Annotated in this window: 23 protein-coding genes, 1 pseudogene and 1 riboswitch; of the genes and pseudogenes, 19 read left to right on the top strand and 5 right to left on the bottom strand. The window is 42.2% G+C overall.

Features of this window, described 5'->3' with window-relative positions; genetic code table 11:
- Positions 1-118 precede the first annotated feature (118 nt).
- The 12 genes and pseudogenes from KQI22_RS13215 to KQI22_RS13160 all read left to right on the top strand — a co-directional run.
- Positions 119-334: pseudogene (locus KQI22_RS13215) on the top strand (GyrI-like domain-containing protein); the annotation flags it as partial.
- A gap of 38 nt (positions 335-372) precedes the next feature.
- A complete protein-coding gene (locus tag KQI22_RS13210) occupies positions 373-795 on the top strand; it encodes a PPC domain-containing DNA-binding protein (RefSeq protein ID WP_216553195.1) in 423 nt (140 codons plus the stop codon).
- A gap of 51 nt (positions 796-846) precedes the next feature.
- Entirely contained in the window at positions 847-1,638 is a 792-nt protein-coding gene (locus KQI22_RS13205; protein WP_216553192.1) for an alpha/beta fold hydrolase, read from the top strand.
- 71 nt (positions 1,639-1,709) lie between these two features.
- On the top strand, positions 1,710-2,228 hold the full coding sequence (locus KQI22_RS13200; protein ID WP_216553189.1) for a cysteine hydrolase family protein: 519 nt from the start codon (positions 1,710-1,712) through the stop codon (positions 2,226-2,228).
- 50 nt (positions 2,229-2,278) lie between these two features.
- Positions 2,279-2,710 carry a GNAT family N-acetyltransferase gene (locus KQI22_RS13195; RefSeq protein WP_216553186.1) on the top strand — a complete coding sequence of 144 codons (432 nt, stop codon included), beginning with the start codon at positions 2,279-2,281 and terminating at the stop codon, positions 2,708-2,710.
- A 34-nt stretch (positions 2,711-2,744) separates the two neighbouring features.
- Entirely contained in the window at positions 2,745-3,224 is a 480-nt protein-coding gene (locus KQI22_RS13190; RefSeq protein WP_216553182.1) for a GNAT family N-acetyltransferase, read from the top strand.
- A gap of 98 nt (positions 3,225-3,322) precedes the next feature.
- Entirely contained in the window at positions 3,323-3,946 is a 624-nt protein-coding gene (locus KQI22_RS13185; protein WP_216553179.1) for a DUF6088 family protein, read from the top strand.
- The gene (locus tag KQI22_RS13180) at positions 3,915-4,853 is read left to right on the top strand and encodes a nucleotidyl transferase AbiEii/AbiGii toxin family protein (RefSeq protein WP_216553176.1); all 939 of its coding nucleotides are present in this window, start codon (positions 3,915-3,917) and stop codon (positions 4,851-4,853) included. The genes KQI22_RS13185 and KQI22_RS13180 overlap by 32 nt, the downstream gene beginning before the upstream one ends.
- Positions 4,850-5,083 (top strand): hypothetical protein, encoded by a 234-nt coding sequence (locus KQI22_RS13175; RefSeq protein WP_022003438.1) that lies wholly within the window; start codon positions 4,850-4,852, stop codon positions 5,081-5,083. The genes KQI22_RS13180 and KQI22_RS13175 overlap by 4 nt, the downstream gene beginning before the upstream one ends.
- 5 nt (positions 5,084-5,088) lie before the next feature.
- Positions 5,089-5,712, top strand: a complete 624-nt coding sequence (locus KQI22_RS13170; protein ID WP_216553173.1) for an esterase — start codon at positions 5,089-5,091, stop codon at positions 5,710-5,712.
- Positions 5,713-5,723: 11 nt separating this feature from the next.
- Positions 5,724-6,323, top strand: coding sequence for a class I SAM-dependent methyltransferase (locus KQI22_RS13165; protein WP_216553170.1), 600 nt, complete (start codon positions 5,724-5,726; stop codon positions 6,321-6,323).
- Positions 6,324-6,361: 38 nt separating this feature from the next.
- Entirely contained in the window at positions 6,362-6,895 is a 534-nt protein-coding gene (locus tag KQI22_RS13160; RefSeq protein WP_216553167.1) for a prolyl-tRNA synthetase associated domain-containing protein, read from the top strand.
- 6 nt (positions 6,896-6,901) lie between these two features.
- On the opposite strand, the gene KQI22_RS13155 is transcribed toward KQI22_RS13160, so the two are convergent.
- From KQI22_RS13155 to KQI22_RS13135, 5 genes are read right to left on the bottom strand one after another with little or no spacing between them, the layout of a single operon-like run.
- Complete coding sequence (locus KQI22_RS13155; RefSeq protein ID WP_216553164.1) at positions 6,902-8,242, bottom strand: threonine/serine ThrE exporter family protein; 1,341 nt, start codon at positions 8,240-8,242, stop codon at positions 6,902-6,904.
- A 10-nt stretch (positions 8,243-8,252) separates the two neighbouring features.
- Positions 8,253-9,059 carry a DUF4866 domain-containing protein gene (locus KQI22_RS13150; RefSeq protein ID WP_216553161.1) on the bottom strand — a complete coding sequence of 269 codons (807 nt, stop codon included), beginning with the start codon at positions 9,057-9,059 and terminating at the stop codon, positions 8,253-8,255.
- A 4-nt stretch (positions 9,060-9,063) separates the two neighbouring features.
- Positions 9,064-9,525: an aspartate carbamoyltransferase regulatory subunit gene (locus KQI22_RS13145; RefSeq protein ID WP_216553158.1), complete on the bottom strand. Its 462-nt coding sequence runs from the start codon at positions 9,523-9,525 to the stop codon at positions 9,064-9,066.
- Positions 9,519-10,466 carry an aspartate carbamoyltransferase gene (pyrB, locus tag KQI22_RS13140; protein ID WP_216553155.1) on the bottom strand — a complete coding sequence of 316 codons (948 nt, stop codon included), beginning with the start codon at positions 10,464-10,466 and terminating at the stop codon, positions 9,519-9,521. Before pyrB ends, KQI22_RS13145 begins: the two co-directional genes overlap by 7 nt.
- Complete coding sequence (locus KQI22_RS13135) at positions 10,463-11,764, bottom strand: adenylosuccinate synthase (protein ID WP_216553152.1); 1,302 nt, start codon at positions 11,762-11,764, stop codon at positions 10,463-10,465. The genes pyrB and KQI22_RS13135 overlap by 4 nt, the downstream gene beginning before the upstream one ends.
- 123 nt (positions 11,765-11,887) lie before the next feature.
- Here KQI22_RS13135 and KQI22_RS13130 point away from each other — a divergent pair, with 123 nt between their 5' ends.
- From KQI22_RS13130 to KQI22_RS13100, 7 genes are all read left to right on the top strand, one after another.
- Entirely contained in the window at positions 11,888-12,796 is a 909-nt protein-coding gene (locus KQI22_RS13130) for a LysR family transcriptional regulator (RefSeq protein WP_216553149.1), read from the top strand.
- A complete protein-coding gene (locus KQI22_RS13125) occupies positions 12,780-13,961 on the top strand; it encodes a pyridoxal phosphate-dependent aminotransferase (RefSeq protein WP_216553146.1) in 1,182 nt (393 codons plus the stop codon). Before KQI22_RS13130 ends, KQI22_RS13125 begins: the two co-directional genes overlap by 17 nt.
- A gap of 15 nt (positions 13,962-13,976) precedes the next feature.
- Positions 13,977-14,048: riboswitch (Fluoride riboswitch) on the top strand.
- Between the two features lie 67 nt (positions 14,049-14,115).
- Entirely contained in the window at positions 14,116-15,315 is a 1,200-nt protein-coding gene (locus tag KQI22_RS13120) for a cation:proton antiporter (protein WP_216553144.1), read from the top strand.
- 116 nt (positions 15,316-15,431) lie between these two features.
- A complete protein-coding gene (locus KQI22_RS13115; RefSeq protein WP_216553141.1) occupies positions 15,432-16,589 on the top strand; it encodes an iron-containing alcohol dehydrogenase in 1,158 nt (385 codons plus the stop codon).
- Between the two features lie 122 nt (positions 16,590-16,711).
- The gene (locus KQI22_RS13110) at positions 16,712-17,602 is read left to right on the top strand and encodes a helix-turn-helix domain-containing protein (RefSeq protein WP_216553138.1); all 891 of its coding nucleotides are present in this window, start codon (positions 16,712-16,714) and stop codon (positions 17,600-17,602) included.
- 96 nt (positions 17,603-17,698) lie between these two features.
- Positions 17,699-17,878 (top strand): aldo/keto reductase, encoded by a 180-nt coding sequence (locus KQI22_RS13105; protein ID WP_330623386.1) that lies wholly within the window; start codon positions 17,699-17,701, stop codon positions 17,876-17,878.
- Between the two features lie 168 nt (positions 17,879-18,046).
- Positions 18,047-18,400 carry a TnpV protein gene (locus KQI22_RS13100; RefSeq protein WP_216553133.1) on the top strand — a complete coding sequence of 118 codons (354 nt, stop codon included), beginning with the start codon at positions 18,047-18,049 and terminating at the stop codon, positions 18,398-18,400.
- Positions 18,401-18,668 lie beyond the last annotated feature (268 nt).

Here is an 18,668-nt window from a genome sequence, read left to right as displayed (position 1 = left end):
TAGCCATAGCAGAGAACTCCTTTTAAGTTAATTTTTGTTGTGGTGACTAAAATATAACACAAAGAGAGTATCTCTGCTTTTTAATTATTCAGTTGTAACACATGTATTGTAATCCTACATAAAAATGAGTTACAAGACAGACTACAAAATTGACGGATTTTTTGAATATGTAGTTCCGCCACTTGAAGGATTTTGCTGGCAGGACAATATGGATGGCACAGACTACACGGACAAAAATTCATTTAACTGGATTTTCGTTATCCGCCTGCCAGAATTTATAAGGCAAAAAGACTTTGAATGGGAAGTTGAAGCAGCAACTAAGAAGAAAAAAATACAGGCAGTAATAAGATACTGACAGAAGGGAGAAACAAAATGGAATACAGAAAATTTGAAAATACAATAATAGCGAGAATTGACAAAGGGGAGGAGATTTTAGAGCAACTGAAAGCAATTGCTATAAATGAGAATATAAAGCTTGCCAGTATCAATGCTCTTGGAGCTATCAATGATTTCACGGTCGGAGTATATAAGACAGATGAGAAGAAATATTACTCAAACAGTTTTAAAGGATATTATGAAATTACATCACTGACAGGTACGATCAATACGATGAATGGGGAATATTATGCGCATCTTCATATGAGTGCCGGAAATGAGAAAGGTGAAGTGTTTGGAGGACATTTGAACAGAGCTGTCGTGAGTGCAACCTGTGAGATGGTAATTACGGTCATTGATGGAAAAGTTGACAGAGTTTATGATGAAGAAACAGGGCTTAATGTATTTAAGTTTGATTAGGTGCGTTGAACACATGTGATGAATCGGGATTTTGTGAAGAGGTATAAAAATATGTATCAAGCGGTATTAGAATGCAAAAAAGGGTCTGTATATTATTGGTATACCAATATTGATTTTACTAAAAGGACAGTTTTCCTTTTACATGGATTAACTGCAAATCATGCAATGTTTGGTAAGCAGATTGATTTTTTGAGTGGCGAATATAATGTGATAGTATGGGATGCACCTGCACATGGAAAATCAAGACCATATTCAAATTTTTCGTATGAGGATGCAGTTGTCGTGATGTTACAAATATTGAATAAATTGCAAATTAAACAAGTTGTGTTGATTGGACAATCAATGGGTGGTTATATCGCACAGTCTTTCATTTCAAGATATCCTGAAATGGTAATAGGATTTGTGTCAATAGATTCAACGCCATTTGGTAATTATTATTCTAAATCAGATATTTGGTGGTTAAAACAGATAGAATGGATGTGCAAACCATTTTCGGAAAAAATGCTTAAAATATCTATGGCAAAACAAAATGCTGTTACAAAAGCAGGACGAGAAAATATGCTTGAAATGGTTAGTGATTATGAAAAAGCAGAACTATGTCATTTGATGGGGATTGGTTATGCGGGATTTTTAGATGATAACAAGGAATTACAGATACATTGTCCGTTGCTACTATTGGTAGGAGAAAAGGATAATACAGGAAAAGTAAAACAGTATAATAAAGAATGGTCAAAAAGAACTGGCATAGAAATTACTTGGATTCCCAATGCAGCACATAATTCTAATGTTGATAATCCTGATTTTGTGAATAAATGCATAGGAGAGTTCTTGGCAAATTTATAATTAGGCAGGGTAACCTCAACTTTCAGTTGATCAGAGAAAAAATCGAAATTTTATGTGTAAAGGAGAAACGAATGAAACTACTTGTGATAGATATACAAAAAGGAATAACAGATAGTAGACTTTTTAATTTTGAAGCGTTTATTGATGCTACTACAAGAATTATAAAAGCAGCCAGAGATAATCAAATAGAGGTTATCTATTTTCAACATGATGATGGACCAGGAACGGGATTTTCAATCGGTGATGAAGAATTCGAAATTGCAGAACAAGTGATTCCAAAGGATGGGGAAAAGATATTTATAAAAAATATCAATAGTTGTTTTGGAAATAAAGATTTTACAGATTATATTAAGGATGAAAATACATTAATGATAGTAGGACTACAGACAAACTTCTGTATAGATGCAACTGTGAAATCTGCTTTTGAAAGAGGATATAAAGTAATTGTTCCGCAAGGGGCAAATTCAACATTTGATAACGACTATATGACTGGAGAGGAAACCTATAAATATTACAATGATATGATGTGGCCAAAGAGATTTGCTACATGTGTGTCTGTTGATGAAGCAATTAAATTAATGGAAAGTTAAATCGAAGTTTTTACAGTTTGTAAATTGGGATTGGCAGATGAGGTAATAAAATGATTAGAATTATGAAAGACAGTGACTTAGCACAATGTGGCATGATTTATGCAAAAGCATTCCCTATGGAGCATTGGGGAATAGATTGGACAGCAGAAAACGCAACAGAATATCTTCAAGATTTTTTTGAACAGAAAAGATTTGTTGGGTATGTATATGAGGAAAATGAAGCGGTATCAGGATGTATATTTGCACTTTGTAAGATTTCTGGAAGCAAAAAGGAGATTTACATTAATGAGATGGCGGTACTCCCCGAACGACAAGGGCAAGGAATAGGTAAGCAACTATTGAATGCTGTTAAAGGCTACAGTAAAGATAAAGGACTTGTAGGAATTGTTCTTTATACAAGTGAGTATGCCCCGGCAGCTAAGTTTTATGAAAAAAATGGATTTAAGTTGTCAAATGGGACTATTTGCATGTATTGCGAATAATGGAAAAGCTGTTTTAGTTTGCCAGAGCTAAGATATGGCAAATGGAATTATGGAGATAGGTCCAATCGCAGGCTGGCAGCCACATAAATCAGTAGAAGAAAGTCTGCAAGTAATCAGAAATGTGCTTAATGGTGCGGAAAGTTATGCCATCTGTGAAAAAGAGAATGGGAAAGCTATCGGTGCAATCGAACTGATATTGAACGGGCATACAGATATGACAGACCGGGATGACGAGTGTGAACTGGGGTATTGGCTTGGACAGCCATTCTGGGGCAGAGGTTATGTACCGGAGGCTGTCAGAGAGATTCTGCGTCACGGCTTTGAGGATCTTGGAATGCATACCATATGGTGCGGCTATTATGATGGCAATCAAAAGTCGAAACGAGTGCAGGAAAAGGTCGGATTTGTTTATCATCATACTTGTGAAAATGTTCCGGTGCCACTGCTCAATGAAACGAGAGTGGGACATACAAATAGAATGACAAAAGAGCAGTGGGAGAAGATTTTCTATTAAAGAAATTAGAGCTTTAAAAAGTATTGAGAAAAATTGATTAATTGGGTATACTAACAATAAGTAAAGAAAATATTTACTTTTTGAAAGGATACGATTATATGTTATATGATTATTTGATTCAAAATTATGACAAGGGAGAACCAATTTTTCTTGCAGATATTTTTATTGAGGGAATGTCAGAAGAAAATATCAGATATCATTTGAAGAAATTGACTGATGAAGGAATGCTTAGCAGATTTGAATCGGGGATATATTATATTCCAAAGATGAGCATTCTGGGAGAAAAAGCAGTTTTATCAGCAGAAACAGTTGTATTGCATAAATATATTTCGCGAAGAGGAAAAAGAGTTGGCTTTTATTCAGGATATACACTTGCAAATCGTCTTGGATTATCAACGCAAGTTCCGTTAAAAGAAGAAATAACCAGCAATTATGCACCGGCACAAGTGCGGGAAATTAGTGTTAAAAACCGAAAATATATTATTCGTAGACCGGCGGTAGAAATTACGGAAGAAAATGCATATGTGCTTCAATTTTTGGACTGCTTAAAGGATATAGATAAGGCAGCAGAGGAAAATATGGAGGTTTGCGGAAAAATTCTTACACAATATGCTATGGAGCATAGAATTACAAAGGAACAGATAGATCGATTTCTGGCATATTATCCACTAAAGATATATAAAGCGATTTATGAAACAGAGGTGGCGTATGTATCTGCATAAAGATAAAGAAACCTTCAAAGAGATAGTAGAGCAGGTGGCTGAAGAAACAGGTCGTGCTGTTGTTGTGATAGAAAAAGACTATTATGTGACTATGATATTGAAATTGTTATCTCAGAAACTAGAGAATGTAGTTTTTAAGGGTGGTACATCATTATCAAAGGGATTTAAAGTAATAAATCGTTTTTCAGAGGATATTGATATTACTTTTGATGAGCATATAGGAGAAGCCCGCAGAAAAAAACTAAAGAACGATATTTTAAAAAATATAAGTGAAGAACTTGAAATGCCTATATCCAATTGGGAAGAAACACAAAGTGATAGAGACTATAATGCTTATTGTTTTACTTATGAATCAATATGGGGATTGGAGGATGATAGGATGTTGTCTCATGTCAGGCTTGAAACTGCACTAGGATCTTATGCATTTCCAACAGAAATCGTAGTAATTGGAAGTTATATAGGAGATTTTTTAAAGAGAAGAGATCGATATGATTTAATTGAACGTTTTGCATTAGATGAATTTGAAATGAAATTGCAAGCCATTGAGAGAACCTATATTGATAAGATATTTGCCCTCTGCGATTATTATATGCAGGGAAAATCAAAGCGTTACTCTAGACATCTTTATGATATATATAAATTGACGAGCAAAATTAAGTTTACAAATACATTTATTGAAATGTATGAAGAAATACGTTTGCATCGAAAGCTGATGAAAAACTGTCCTTCTGCGGAAGATCGGACAGATGTTCCTGAAATAATAAATAAATTTTGTGATGAGGATTTTTATAAGGAAGATTATCAGTCTATAACAAGTTATTTTTCTGATGAATATGTTCCTTATAAGGATACCATAGATCAAATGAGAAAAATTGCAGAATTTATTCAAAAAGGAGAAAACTCATGAAAAGTTTACTGATCAAAGATACAACAAAGGAAGAAAGAGAAGCAATCGTAGCAGAATCACTTGGAAATATAGAGGGTGGCTGTGATGGGTGTGCGCCGGGCATTCTGGAAATGTACCAGCCATATATTGACGGTAAGATGGAGCTGCGTGAATGCAATATGGCATTCAGAACACATTATGTTTCGGGAGAAGAACAGCCGGTCAGAAACGGTTGTGGATATGTCAGGTAAGCAATATGACAATATATCAATATGGTGAGCAGGCGGCAGAGAATGTGCTGATCCAGCTTGTGGGAGAGCATGATCTGCCTACAGTAGAGGACGAAGTCAGAGAGATACAGAAAATGACCGAATGCCCCTTTTCTCTTATTGCGGCAAAGGTGGATGCGTGGAATCAGGAACTTACGCCGTGGAAAGCCCCTGCTGTATATGGTACGGAAGACTTTGGAGACGGGGCAGCACAGACACTGGAAGAAATCAAGAAGCTGTGTGTAGATCGGAGTAAAACCTATTATATCGGTGGTTATTCTCTTGCCGGGCTTTTTTCGTTGTGGGCGGCTTACCAGACGGATCTGTTTTCAGGTGTGGCAGCAGCTTCACCTTCTGTCTGGTTTCCGGGCTTTATCCCTTATATGAAAGAGCATGAGATAAGAGCGGAAAAGGTTTATCTGAGTCTGGGCGAGAAGGAAGAAAAGACCAAAAATCCGGTTATGGCACAGGTGGGAGCGTGCATCCGGGCAGGTTATGCGCATCTGCAGACGAGCGGACATTTGTGTACACTGGAATGGAATCCAGGAGGACATTTCAAAGAGCCTGTTTTACGAACAGCAAAGGCGTTTGCATGGTTGATGAATCAGTAGGAGGAAAGGCTATGTTCTGGGACAAGGTAGCGGGTGTTTACGATATTTTCACAAACATTATAAACAGAAAAACACATCAGACCTTATGTGCAGTGATAGCGGATCTGATCCAGCCGGCAGATGAGGTATTGGAATGTGCATGCGGAACAGGTATGCTGAGTGGTGTGATCGCCGGGAAATGTAAGAGCCTGATCGCAACGGATCTTTCCCTGCCGATGTTGAAAAGAGCAGAGAAAAAATGTGCAAGATATCATAATGTAACGTTTCAGCAGGGTAACATATTGCAGATCGATTTCGCAGCGGAGAGGTTTGATGTGGTTGTAGCGGCGAATGTCATTCATTTGCTTGAGGAACCGTATAAGGCACTGCAGGAGCTTGACCGTGTCTGTAAAAAAGGTGGCAGGATCATTATCCCGACTTATATGAATGAGAATGAAAAGGGAGAAAAGAATGCGATCACGGCGCAGATCGGAAAAGCAGGAGCTGATTTTAAAAGAGCATTTACCCTCACTTCCTATCAAAAGTTTTTTGCAGATGCAGGGTATCAGGATGTAACCTATACATGGTGCGATGGCAAAGTGCCGTGCGCTGTGGCGGTGATCAGGAAATAATAGAAGGATATCATACCTACGAGGAGGAAGCATTACATATGGAATTACAAAAAGGAAGACCACAGGATACAACAGGCAGGCTGGAAAAGGAGATCAGGACATATGATCTGCTGGATCAGCTTGGTATTTCGTATGAGCGCATCGATCATGCGCCTGCGATGACGATGGAGGACTGTAAGGAGGTAGATGAGATGCTGCAGGCAACTGTCTGCAAGAATCTGTTTTTGTGTAACAGACAGGAAACAGCATTTTATCTGCTGATGATCCCAGATACAAAGACATTTCATACAAAGGATCTGTCTGCGCAGATCGGTTCGGCAAGACTTTCCTTTGCAAAGCCGGAATACATGGAGAAGTTTCTGGATATCACACCTGGCTCTGTCAGTGTGATGGGACTGATGAATGATACGGAAGATCAGGTGCAGCTTTTGATCGATGAGGATGTGCTTTCGGGAGAAATGATCGGATGCCATCCGTGTATCAACACATCCAGCATCCGTTTTAAGACTTCTGACCTGATCGAGAAAATATTACCGGCAATGCATCATTCTTTTATGCGGGTAAAGCTGTAGGAGAGATCAGGTACAATAGCGGAAGGTTTTATCTGTGATAATGCGGGCAAAGATCAGACCAAATGGCAGTGCAAGGATAACAAGCAGTGCGGAAGCAAGCCATGAGGCGGCGACAGTCAGGTTCATAACGCCCAGATTGTAAAAGCCCTTATACAGGTATAAGCCCGGAACCATAATAACAATGGAAGGGACTGTGATGGATATACGAGGATATCCGGACAGTCCTTTTAATGTGGAAGCGAGGATACCCGCGATAAAGGCACCAATAAATGCCGCTGCAGCCGGGGGAAGGGAGAAAAGATCGATGAGTTCCAGTCTCATTGTATTAGAGACAGCACCGATCAGCCCCGCTGCTGCGGCAAGCCGGACAGGACTGTTGAACATCATGGAAAATCCAAAGACGCCACAGAACCCGGCTAATAAACGAAGCAGGATCATCTGCCACAGTGCCAGGTTCAGAGGAAGAAACGGAATTGGTTTCAGCCCGAGCAGCATGGCAAGGATCCAGGCGGTCATAGTCGCAACCGTAATAATGATCAGGGAATACATAAGTCGTTCTATACCGGAACGCATATCCAGCTTGGCAAGGTCAATTCCACTTGTAATAAATGGAAAGCCCGGAATAATGAACAGCATGGAACAGATATAGCCCGCTTCATGTTGCAGATTTACTTCAAAAACAAGCTGCAGGAATTTTAGGAGCACTGTGTAGGTAAAACAGGCAGCGGAAACAGAGGAGATAATGCACAAAAATAAAGTAAAATGATGCTTCGTCAGCTTACAGCGGATATAATTACCGATTCCTGCGCCAATGAAGGCACAAAGCATCTCGATCATACCGCCGCCAAGCAGAAAAGTAAAAGCACCACATGCCAAGGCAGCGGAAACAGCCAGTGCAACCGGAGAATACAGGCTGTGGATGCGCTCAATGTCATCCAGTGCGGAATGAATTTCATCGCAGCTTAGCAGCAGTTCTTTTTCCTGAAAATGGATCACAAATTTCTCAAGACGATTCAGCTGAGATGTATTGACACCGGTATTTGTCAGACAAAGAGATTGTGTAAAACTGCTGTCGCCGTCAAAACAAGTATAATTAATGGACATCAGCCCGATATCCACGGTGCAGGTAATATTCATCAGTTCTGATAATTCATTCATGGAGCTGCGCACACGCCAGGCTCCTGTTCCACAGGCGAGCATCATAATGCCAACTCTTCCGATCACGGATGCTTTGGCATCCAGACCGGCTTTGGCGATCGGAACGGGATTTTTAACATCTGCGTAATCATGCCAGTGGATCTCCATATGATTTTTTTTGACAGGTATTGTGACAGTAGAAGCTTTCATCATGTACTCCTTATTCTGATGTCAGGTCTAAGCTGTTGCTTCCAGCTAACTTAATCATTTCTTCGCGACAGGATAATACAAGACCGTCTATGGCACGCATATGATGGAGCATATTAGATTCAAACTGGTGGATCGGTAATAAAACGCCGAGTTCATCAAAGCTTTTACCGGATTTTAGGCCGGTATCCTGTCCATAGAAGACGATAGCAGAGAAGGCTTCTTTTTGGATATCCTGAAAGGTAGACCAGATAATATCGTAAGCCTGTGCTTCCGTCAGATGCAGTTTCTTTGTATCAGGAAGTGCATAAAGGATTAAAATGCCTCTTTCTTTGTCCTCCTGTTTTTCGCAGATCTGCATTCCTGTTGTATAATAGCGGACCAGATGATATCCATCTGCCAGATACAGTTTGGAACGGGGTGCAACATGGTGTGCCTCATAGATTTCATGGAATTTTTTATATTCATGCCGGGTAACTTTGTCTGACTTATTGGGCAGCAGATTCCCTTCAGCATCTGTGAGCAGAACGGGATTCGCACCGCTTTTTCCATGGAAACGGCGGGGAATCAGGTAAGCCTCCTTTAACAGATCAAACATACTTCTGTTGCAGAGCTCAAGTAAAAGAGCACTGACATCTCCGTTTTTGTAAGCATTGAGTAACACTTCCGCAAAATGCTGTGGATCAGCGTCCATTTCTCTTTTGTCATCACATAAATGATCATAAAAGGTTTCCATCAGTCTTTCACAGGATTCCTCTGAAGAAAGGATCCTGGAGAACATATTTTCCACTTCTTCTTCCCTTGGTAATACCAGTGCCATAAGATCATCTCCTTATCATGACGCTTTTGTCTGAGTGTGAATGGCTTTTCATATGAATTTCCTGGTTACAATAGATACATCTGTATTTTCCGGAGGAGGACATACGGAAGATATGATCGCAGTCCGTCTCAATACTGGTAATACAGCGGGGATTCTGACATCGGATCACATTTTTCAGTTCCTTTGGTGGTACAGGATGTACCTTTTTGTCTACTGTACCGTTCTGGATATAGATAAGGGTGATCTTGTCATCCAGGTAGCCTAAAATATCCAGCCGGGACGGTATGGTGGTACCTTCGATCTTGATCAGGTCTTTTGTTCCGTATTTCCGGCTTTTTGCATTTTGTAAAAGTGCGACGGACTGACCGGAAGCCTCCAGATCGAGAAGGTGGTAGATTTCCATCCCTTTTCCCGCGGTAATATGATCGATTACAATTCCATTTTGTATGGATTCAACCTTTAACATGAAAGTATTTCCTCCTTTGTTTGTGGATCAGGGATACCGAGCAGTGACATGATGAGTGCCATTCGCAGATATACACCGTTTTGTACCTGATCGAAATAGGCTGCCCGGCTGTCATCATCTACATCAAGTGTGATTTCATCGACTCTTGGGAGTGGATGCAGAACAGGCATATCGGGAGCAGCCAGCTTTAGTTTATCTGCAGTCAGGATGTAAGTGCCCTTCAAACGGATATAATCTTCTTCGTTGAAGAAACGCTCCTTTTGTACTCTCGTCATATACAGGACATCCAGCTTCGGAATTGTTTCTTCCAGATCAGTTACCTCATGATAAGTGGTATTGGATGGTTTTAAAGTGTCCTCCACCAGATATTCGGGAACCCGCAGCTCATCCGGGGAAATAAAGTAAAATGCATTGCCGGGAAAACGGACGAGGCTGTTTACGAGAGAATGTACGGTACGGCCGAATTTCAGATCGCCGCAAAAGCCTATGGTAAGATGATCCAGTCTGCCTTTTCGCTGACGGATCGTCATCATGTCGATCAGTGTCTGGGAAGGATGGTTATGTCCACCGTCGCCGGCATTAATGATGGGAACCTTTGCATACATGGAAGCACGCAGCGGCGCCCCCTCCTTTGGGTGACGCATGGCAATGATATCAGCATAGCAGCTGACAACGCGTGCAGTATCTGCGATAGTTTCTCCTTTTGTGGCACTGGATTGGTTAGCACCGGCAAATCCGAGAGTCTGTCCGCCAAGGCTGAGCATGGCAGATTCAAAGGAAAGGCGGGTCCGGGTACTTGGCTCATAAAAAAGAGTAGCAAGCTTTTTTCCGTCTCCCACATGGGAATAGATGGAAGGATCTGCTTTGATCCGGTCGGCAAGATCCAGAACCCACAGTGTTTCTTCTTTGGTAAAATCAAGAGGATCGATCAAATGTCTCATACCCATTCTCCTTTTACGATATACTGTTCCCGTTTGGCACCGACAGAAACGAACTGTATTTCATGATCCAGTTGCTTCTCTAGATAGGCAACATAGGCTTTGGCATTGTCCGGGAGCTGTTCCCAGCTTTCACAGGCGGAAATATCTTCTGTCCAGCCCGGCAGATATTCGATAACAGGTTGATAATCATTTAGATTATCCAGTGGGTCAAAGGTTTTGGTAATGGTTCCATTTTTGTGATAGCCGGTAATGATCGGGATCTCACTGAATGCGCTCAGTACATCAAGTTTGGTCAGGGCAATTTTATCTGCTTTCTGACATTTCAGTCCATAGCGGCTTGCAACAGCATCAAAAGGTCCGACACGACGTGGACGTCCGGTTGCTGCACCATATTCTCCGCCATAGTCCCTGAGTGCTTTCATCCAGGAGTCTGACATGGCACTTTCTGCTACAAACGGGCCTGCACCGACGCAGGTAGAATAGGCTTTCAAAACGCCTACCACATGGTCGAGTTTTGTACCGGGAATACCGGCTCCGATCGGACCGTAAGCTGAAATCGTAGAAGAGCTGGAAGTATAAGGAAAGATACCGTAATCAATATCTCTCATTGCACCGAGCTGCGCCTCCAGAACCACTTTTTTGCCGTTGAGCAGTGCCTGTTCCAGATAATGTCCTGTATCACAAATATAAGGAGCAAAACGCTGCGCCTGCTTTTGACACCAGGATAAAAGTGCGGAATAGGACATCGGTTCCTGATGGTAGCAGCCTGCAAGTTCCAGATTCTTGGATTCCAGTATGGTTTTCAGCCGTGCCTGCATGGCTTCATCCTCCAGATGCAGAAGATCGCCGAGACGAATTGTTTTTTTACGATATTTATCACTGTAGGCATATGCAATACCACGTCTGGTAGAACCGAAGGCGGATCCGGATTTTGCAAGTCTGTCTTCTTCCAGTTCATCCTGCACCCGGTGCCAGGGCATGGAAATGGTAGCTCTTGTGGATAATTTCAGATTAGAAGGAGATACCAGAACTCCATTTTTCTGGATCTGTGAAATTTCGTTTTCCAGATGTTCCAGATCTACAACCATGCCATCTCCGAGGATACAGACGACATTTGGATGTAAAATACCGGAAGGAAGCAGATTGAGTACAAATTTTCCCTGATCGGTAACAACGGTATGTCCGGCATTGTTTCCTCCCTGATAGCGGACGACAACATCTGCCTGTTCTGCAAGAAGATCAATGACACGTCCTTTTCCTTCGTCACCCCAGTTAATTCCAGTCACAGCAGTTAACATATTTTTTACCTCCATCTATTGTTTTTTGATTCTGCAGTGATTATAATGGGGTATCAGAAATAAGTAAAAGATATTATTGATATGGCAAAAATAAGTATTTGATATGGCAAGGGAAAATATGGTATGGATGTCAATTTTGAGTATTACAAAATATTTTATTATGTGGCAAAGTACAATAATTTTACAAAAGCTGCCAATATTTTGCATAACAGCCAGCCCAATATCACACGGGCAATGAACTGTCTGGAGCAGGAAGTCAACTGTACGCTTTTTATTCGTACGAACCGGGGAGCTTTTCTGACACCGGAAGGGGAGCGGCTGTATACAAGAGTTTCTGCAGCCATGATGCAGATCCAGCAGGCAGAAGAGGAACTTGCGGAAAGTGTCGGACTGGAGCATGGCAGTATTTCTATTGGAGCAAGTGAAATTGCATTGAATATTTATCTGCTTGACAGACTGAAAAAATTTCATATTGCATATCCGGGGGTACAACTGAAGATATGTAATCATTCCACGCCGCAGGCAATCAATGCGGTACGAAGCGGGGAAACGGATTTTGCGGTTATTACAACACCGGTTGATGTGGAAGCTCCGTTGAAAGAAATCCGATTGAAGGCATTTCGGGATATTTTGATCGGCGGCAGGACATTTACGGCGATGGGAAGTCAGGAGTTATCTTTAAAAGATTTAAAAGAGTATCCTTATATCTGCCTCGGAAAAGAGACAACAACTTATCATTTTTACAATCAACTCTTTTTAAAATATGGGGTGGAGATCATTCCGGATACGGAGGCTGCGACGACCGATCAGGTGCTGCCACTTGTGAAAAGTGAGCTGGGACTTGCTTTTCTGCCGGAGGAAATGGCAGAAGATGCGTTGGCGAAGCATGAGGTGGTTCAGATCAAGTTAAAAGAGCAAATCCCGGAGCGCTATGTATGTATGGTATATGACAGGAAACGCCCCATGAGTGTGGCGGCGCAGAAACTGAAGCAGATATTGGACAAAGGAGAGAGTTATGCCAAAATTAAGTAATCGAGTAGATACATTCACAGATTCCGTTATCCGCCGGATGACAAGGATCTGTAATCAGTATGGAGCAATCAATTTATCACAGGGATTCCCGGAATTTGATCCGCCAAAGGAGATCACGGATGCACTTGCTGAAGTGGCAAAGAAAGGCCCGCATCAGTATGCGGTGACTTACGGCGCACAGAATTTCAGGGAAGCACTGGCTGAAAAACAGGGAAAAGCGATCGGACGCAGCATTGATCCGAATACCGAGATCGTCGTGACCTGTGGCGGAACAGAAGCCATGATGTGTGCAATGATGACGATCTGTAATCCGGGAGATAAGGTAATGGTATTTTCTCCGTTTTATGAAAATTACGGAGCTGATGCGATACTTTCCGGGGCAGAGCCGATTTACATTCCGTTGGTTCCGCCAACCTACGAGTTTGATATTTCTCTGGTGGAAAAGGGATTTCAGGATGGTGCAAAGGCAATTATCGTATGTAATCCGTCCAATCCGTGTGGCAAGGTATTTACGGAAGAAGAATTGTTAGCAATAGGTAACCTGGCATTGCAATATGATGCTTTTGTGGTAACGGATGAAGTATACGAGCATATTGTGTATGAACCGGCAAAGCATATCTGTATGGCATCACTGCCCGGTATGTACGAGCATACAATTACTTGTAATTCGTTATCTAAGACTTACTCGATCACCGGATGGCGTCTGGGTTATCTGATCGGCCCTGCCCATGTGATCGAAGCTGCCAGAAAGGTGCATGATTTTCTGACGGTCGGTGCTGCTGCACCACTGCAGGAGGCTGCAACTGTCGGACTGAAGTTTGGCGAAAGCTATTATAGAGAGTTACTTGAAAAATATACGGAAAAAAGAGATTATTTCCTGCAGGGACTGGACCGGATCGGTTTGCAGCACAATGTGCCGCAGGGAACGTATTTTGTACTCGTGGATATTCAGGAATTTCTGGATCTGCCACAGTTTGCCGGTTATACGGATCTGCAGTTTTGTGAATGGATGATCGCGCATATCGGTGTGGCAGCAGTACCGGGATCAAGCTTTTTCAAAGAGCCGGTCAACAACCTGATCCGCCTGCATTTTGCAAAGGATGAAAAGACACTGGAAAAAGCACTTGAGTGCCTGAGCAAGTTAGCCGGCTTGACAAAGAAATAAAACACTGTTATATTTTACAGCGTAGGGAATGAAGTTCTCCCTTGGGAAACCTAAACTGCTTACAGAGCTGATGACTTCTACGATATTATGTCGCAGAAGTATCAGCTTTTTTATTTTGAGCGAAACTTCTGCGTAAGCAATAAGGAGGAGCAATATGCTGACATCATTATCACTCATTTTCCTGGTAGGACTGGCAATGGGAGCCATCTGCCAGAAAATCAAACTGCCGCGTATCATTGGTATGCTGGCAACCGGTATTATTTTAGGACCTTATGTGCTGGATCTGTTAGATCCTTCTATTCTGGGGATTTCCGCAGAACTCAGAAAAATGGCACTGATCATTATTTTATTGAAGGCCGGGCTTTCACTGGATCTGCAGGATCTGAAAAAAGCAGGCAGATCGGCGGTCATGCTTTCCTTTGTACCTGCCAGTTGTGAGATCATTGGTTATATTCTGCTGGCACCGATGCTTCTGGGTGTTAATCATATCGAGGCAGCGGTTATGGGAGCGGTTCTGGCAGCGGTTTCACCGGCGGTCGTTGTGCCTCGCATGGTTAGCCTGATGGAACGAAAATATGGAACCGAGAAAGCAATCCCGCAGATGATCATGGCAGGGGCTTCCTGTGATGATATTTTTGTGATCGTGCTGTTTACGACTTTTTTGAGCATGGCACAGGGCGGAACCGCCAATGTGCTTGATTTTGTAAATATTCCGGTTTCTATTGTGCTTGGGATCCTGCTTGGCGGTATCTTTGGCTTTTTACTGTGTCTGTTCTTTGAAACGGCATACGCAAAAAAGCATTGCATCAGAAACAGTATGAAAGTGATCATCGTACTGGGCGTTTCTTTTTTGCTGATCGCGATAGAAGGCTGGCTGGAAGGAACGATTGCGGTTTCTGGTCTGCTTGCGGTTGTCAGTATGGCGTGTGTGATCAGACTGAAAAGTACGGCGTTTGTTTCAAAACGGTTGTCTGAGAAATTTGGGAAGCTGTGGCTGGCAGCAGAGGTGATCTTGTTTGTTCTGGTAGGTGCTGCTGTGGATATCAGGTATACATTAGGCGCAGGACTGCAGGCGGTTCTGCTGATCTTTGGGGCACTTGTATTCCGTACGATCGGCGTTCTGCTTAGTGTGGCGGGAACAAAATTGAACCGGAAGGAAAGATGGTTCTGCATGATCGCTTATCTGCCAAAAGCAACCGTGCAGGCTGCGATTGGGTCTGTTCCGCTGGCAGCAGGACTTGCCTGCGGTAAGACGGTTTTATCGGTAGCGGTTCTGGCGATCATCCTGACTGCACCGCTCGGAGCAATCGGGATCGATCAGAGCTATGCCAGATTGTTAAAGAAAGCGGCATAATAATTAAGAGAAATTTTATAGAGAAACTTCCCATTTTTTTGTATAATAAAGGCAGATCAAAAATGATCGTATGAAATTGATTTCCTGCTGACAGGAAAGAAACGGAGGGAAAGCTTATGTACAATTTTACACTTCAGATTCCAACCAAAATCCATTTTGGAAAGGATACCATTTCCTACTTATCAGAACTGAAGGAATATGGTGATAAAGTCCTTCTTGTGTATGGCGGTGGATCGATCAAGAAAAACGGTATTTATGATACTGCAATGCAGCTTTTAAAGGATGCGGCACTTACAGTATTTGAACTTAGCGGCGTAGAACCGAATCCGCGTATTGAAACAGTCAGAAAGGGCGTTGCGATCTGCAAAGAGGAAGGCATTGATATGGTGCTTGCCATTGGCGGCGGCAGTACGATTGATTGCTCTAAGGTAATCGCTGCAGGTGCAAAGTATGACGGTGATGCATGGGATCTTGTCTTAGATGCGACGAAGATCAAGGCAGCACTTCCGATCTTTGATATTCTGACACTTTCTGCAACCGGAACAGAAATGGATCCGTTTGCGGTGATTTCCGATCTGACGAAAAATGAAAAATGGGGCACAGGATCTCCATACATGGTTCCGACCATGTCAATCTTAAATCCTGAATATACGTATTCTGTATCTAAAAAGCAGACAGCAGCCGGAACGGCTGATATGATGAGCCACACGATGGAAAATTATTTCTCCATGGAAAATGCAGACTGCCAGAAATTTATGGCAGAGGGACTGCTGCGCACCATGATCAAAAACGGTCCGATCGCACTTGCAGAGCCGGATAATTATGAAGCGCGTGCCAATCTGATGTGGGCAGGCACACATGCGATCAACGGTGTTGTGGGAGACGGTTGTTCTCCGGCCTGGTGCGTACATCCGATGGAACATGAACTGAGTGCTTTTTATGATATTACGCATGGAGAAGGGCTTGCGATCCTGACGCCTGCCTGGATGGAGCATATTTTAAATGATGCCACACTGCCGATGTTTGTGGAATTTGCCAAAAATGTCTGGGGACTTTCCGGGGATGACGAGTATGCACTTGCACATGCAGGAATCGATGCCCTGAAGACTTTCTTCTTTGAAACGATGGGACTTCCAAAGAATCTGCGGGCAGTTGGTATTACGGATGACAGCAACTTTGATGTTATGGCGCAGAAAGCCTGTGATGGTTCCAAGGGTTCTTTTGTACCGCTCAGCAAGGAAGATATTGTAGCGATTTATAAGGCTGCATTTTAATGCAGACCGGGGAAAAAGCCGATAAATTCCCGATTCTACTTCTAAGGGGTGTGAATTTCCGATAGAAAATCGTATGATCTATACAGAAGAATTGCTACCATTGCTTGAAAAGGAGAATAGGAATGGATCTTGTAAAAATCGGGAAATATATTGCAGAAAAAAGAAAAGCACTGGGGCTGACACAGAGGCAGGTGGCGGAGCAGCTCGGTATGAGCGATAAATCGGTTTCCAAATGGGAACGTGGCATCTGTCTGCCGGATGTTTCTGTATACAGCCCGCTTTGCGAGATACTTGGGATCAGTCTGAATGAATTTCTTGCCGGAGAAGACATCGGGCAGGATGACCTGCAGCAGAAGTCGGAGGATAATCTTTTGCAGGTTACGACAGATGGAAAGCGTCGTCAGAAGGTTTTAAAACGTATCATAGGCGGACTTCTGGTATTTACCGGTGTGATCGTGCTGTTTCTGGCAGTTGTATTTTACCGGGAACACGGACCGCAGAATTACGTGGAGCCTGTTGACCCGGAAAGCGCGGAAATGAAGACGGCACAGCTTTTAGCCGGAATGGATGGCGCATTCCTTTATAGGTATAAGGTGTCCAAGCCATTTCAGCAGCTGACAATCTATGTTTCGACTTATGAGAAAGGAAAGCTCACCAGTAAAGACGAGATCATGCGGCTGTATGAGAATGCGGATATCCCCGAAGGCGGAATGTTTGCGATCGTTCCGGATTTTGAACGGTTTGAGGTCAAGCTGATCGCGGCCGATCAGAGTGCCAAGATGTACACGGATCTGCCGATCCTGGAAGGTGTGAAAAACCGGCTCTATTATGCCAGGTCTGCGTCGGGGATCGATGCGAAAACACAGATCCGATATAATGAGGAGCAGGGACTGGTTACACTGTTGTATGGAGAAAATGCAATAGAGTCAGTAGGTATTGAGGCATATGAGACCGGGGAGTATATCCCGGAAAATGATTATGCATATTATTTTTCCTTTGAATTTGATTTATAAAAAATTGTAATAAAAGGCTTGACCTAAAGTTAACTATAGGTATTAGAATGGCACTATCAGATCATGATAGTGTCATTTTTGAAAGGAGAAATAACAATGTATACAAACAAAATCACATTAAACAATGGCGTAACAATCCCACAGTTAGGGCTGGGTACCTGGTTTATAGACGATGCGGTAGTCGCAGATGCAGTGAAGGCAGCAACAGAGATCGGTTACAGACACATTGATACTGCGCAGGCATATGGCAATGAAGTGATATGCTGTGAACTGTAGATGTCAGATATCATCGCAAATGTTGTTAACTTAGCGGGTTTCTACATCTGATAATACACAACATAGGCGGCTGGCTCATTTGTGGTGAATGAAAGTGCAGATGTTGTAGAAAAGAAGGTGATGATTTTTTCTTACCTGTATATCATAACACAAAGGAGGCGATTGCGTATGGAATTAACATATCATTGGAAAGGTGACTATCTGATACCAGATGTTTCATTAGATGATGGCAGTAGTTATAATATTGGTAAATATGGCAGAATGCGTCAGAAATATTTATGTGAAAATTACCCATCAGAATATCTCCACCTGGTTATTACTGAAAAATTATGGAAACAACTTGAAGAACTAGATGAAGAATGTCATGAAATGTTGGACCGGCTTATGGAACAGATGGCGAAGAGGGAAGGATTAACTGAGCATATGAAATCTACAGACCAGCTTGGATGGATACGGAAAATGAATAGCATTCAGAGCCGGGCAGAAGAAATTGTGATTCATGAGTTGATATATACAAATTAAAAATACAGCAGGAGGTCTATATACAGATTTCCTGCTGTTGTATTATATAGGCGTTTGAATATTACTTAAAAAAGCAACATATTAGTCTTTCGAGTGTGTGAATAAAACTCTGTAAATGTAATCTTCTATGATAATGATTGGGCTGAAGGCTCTCAAATGAGCATTCAGCCCTTGCTTTATATATAACAGTGTCGATTCGAGCATGTCAAGAGCAGGCGAAAATTTCCGCCTGTAAAACAAGCTTTAAAGTTACTATTCGGGCAATCGG

This window comes from Kineothrix sp. MSJ-39 (assembly GCF_018917935.1).
Taxonomy (GTDB): Bacteria; Bacillota; Clostridia; order Lachnospirales; family Lachnospiraceae; genus CAG-194.
The sequence above is the reverse complement of the archived record's forward strand: the minus strand, read 5'-3'. Positions and strand labels throughout refer to the sequence as shown.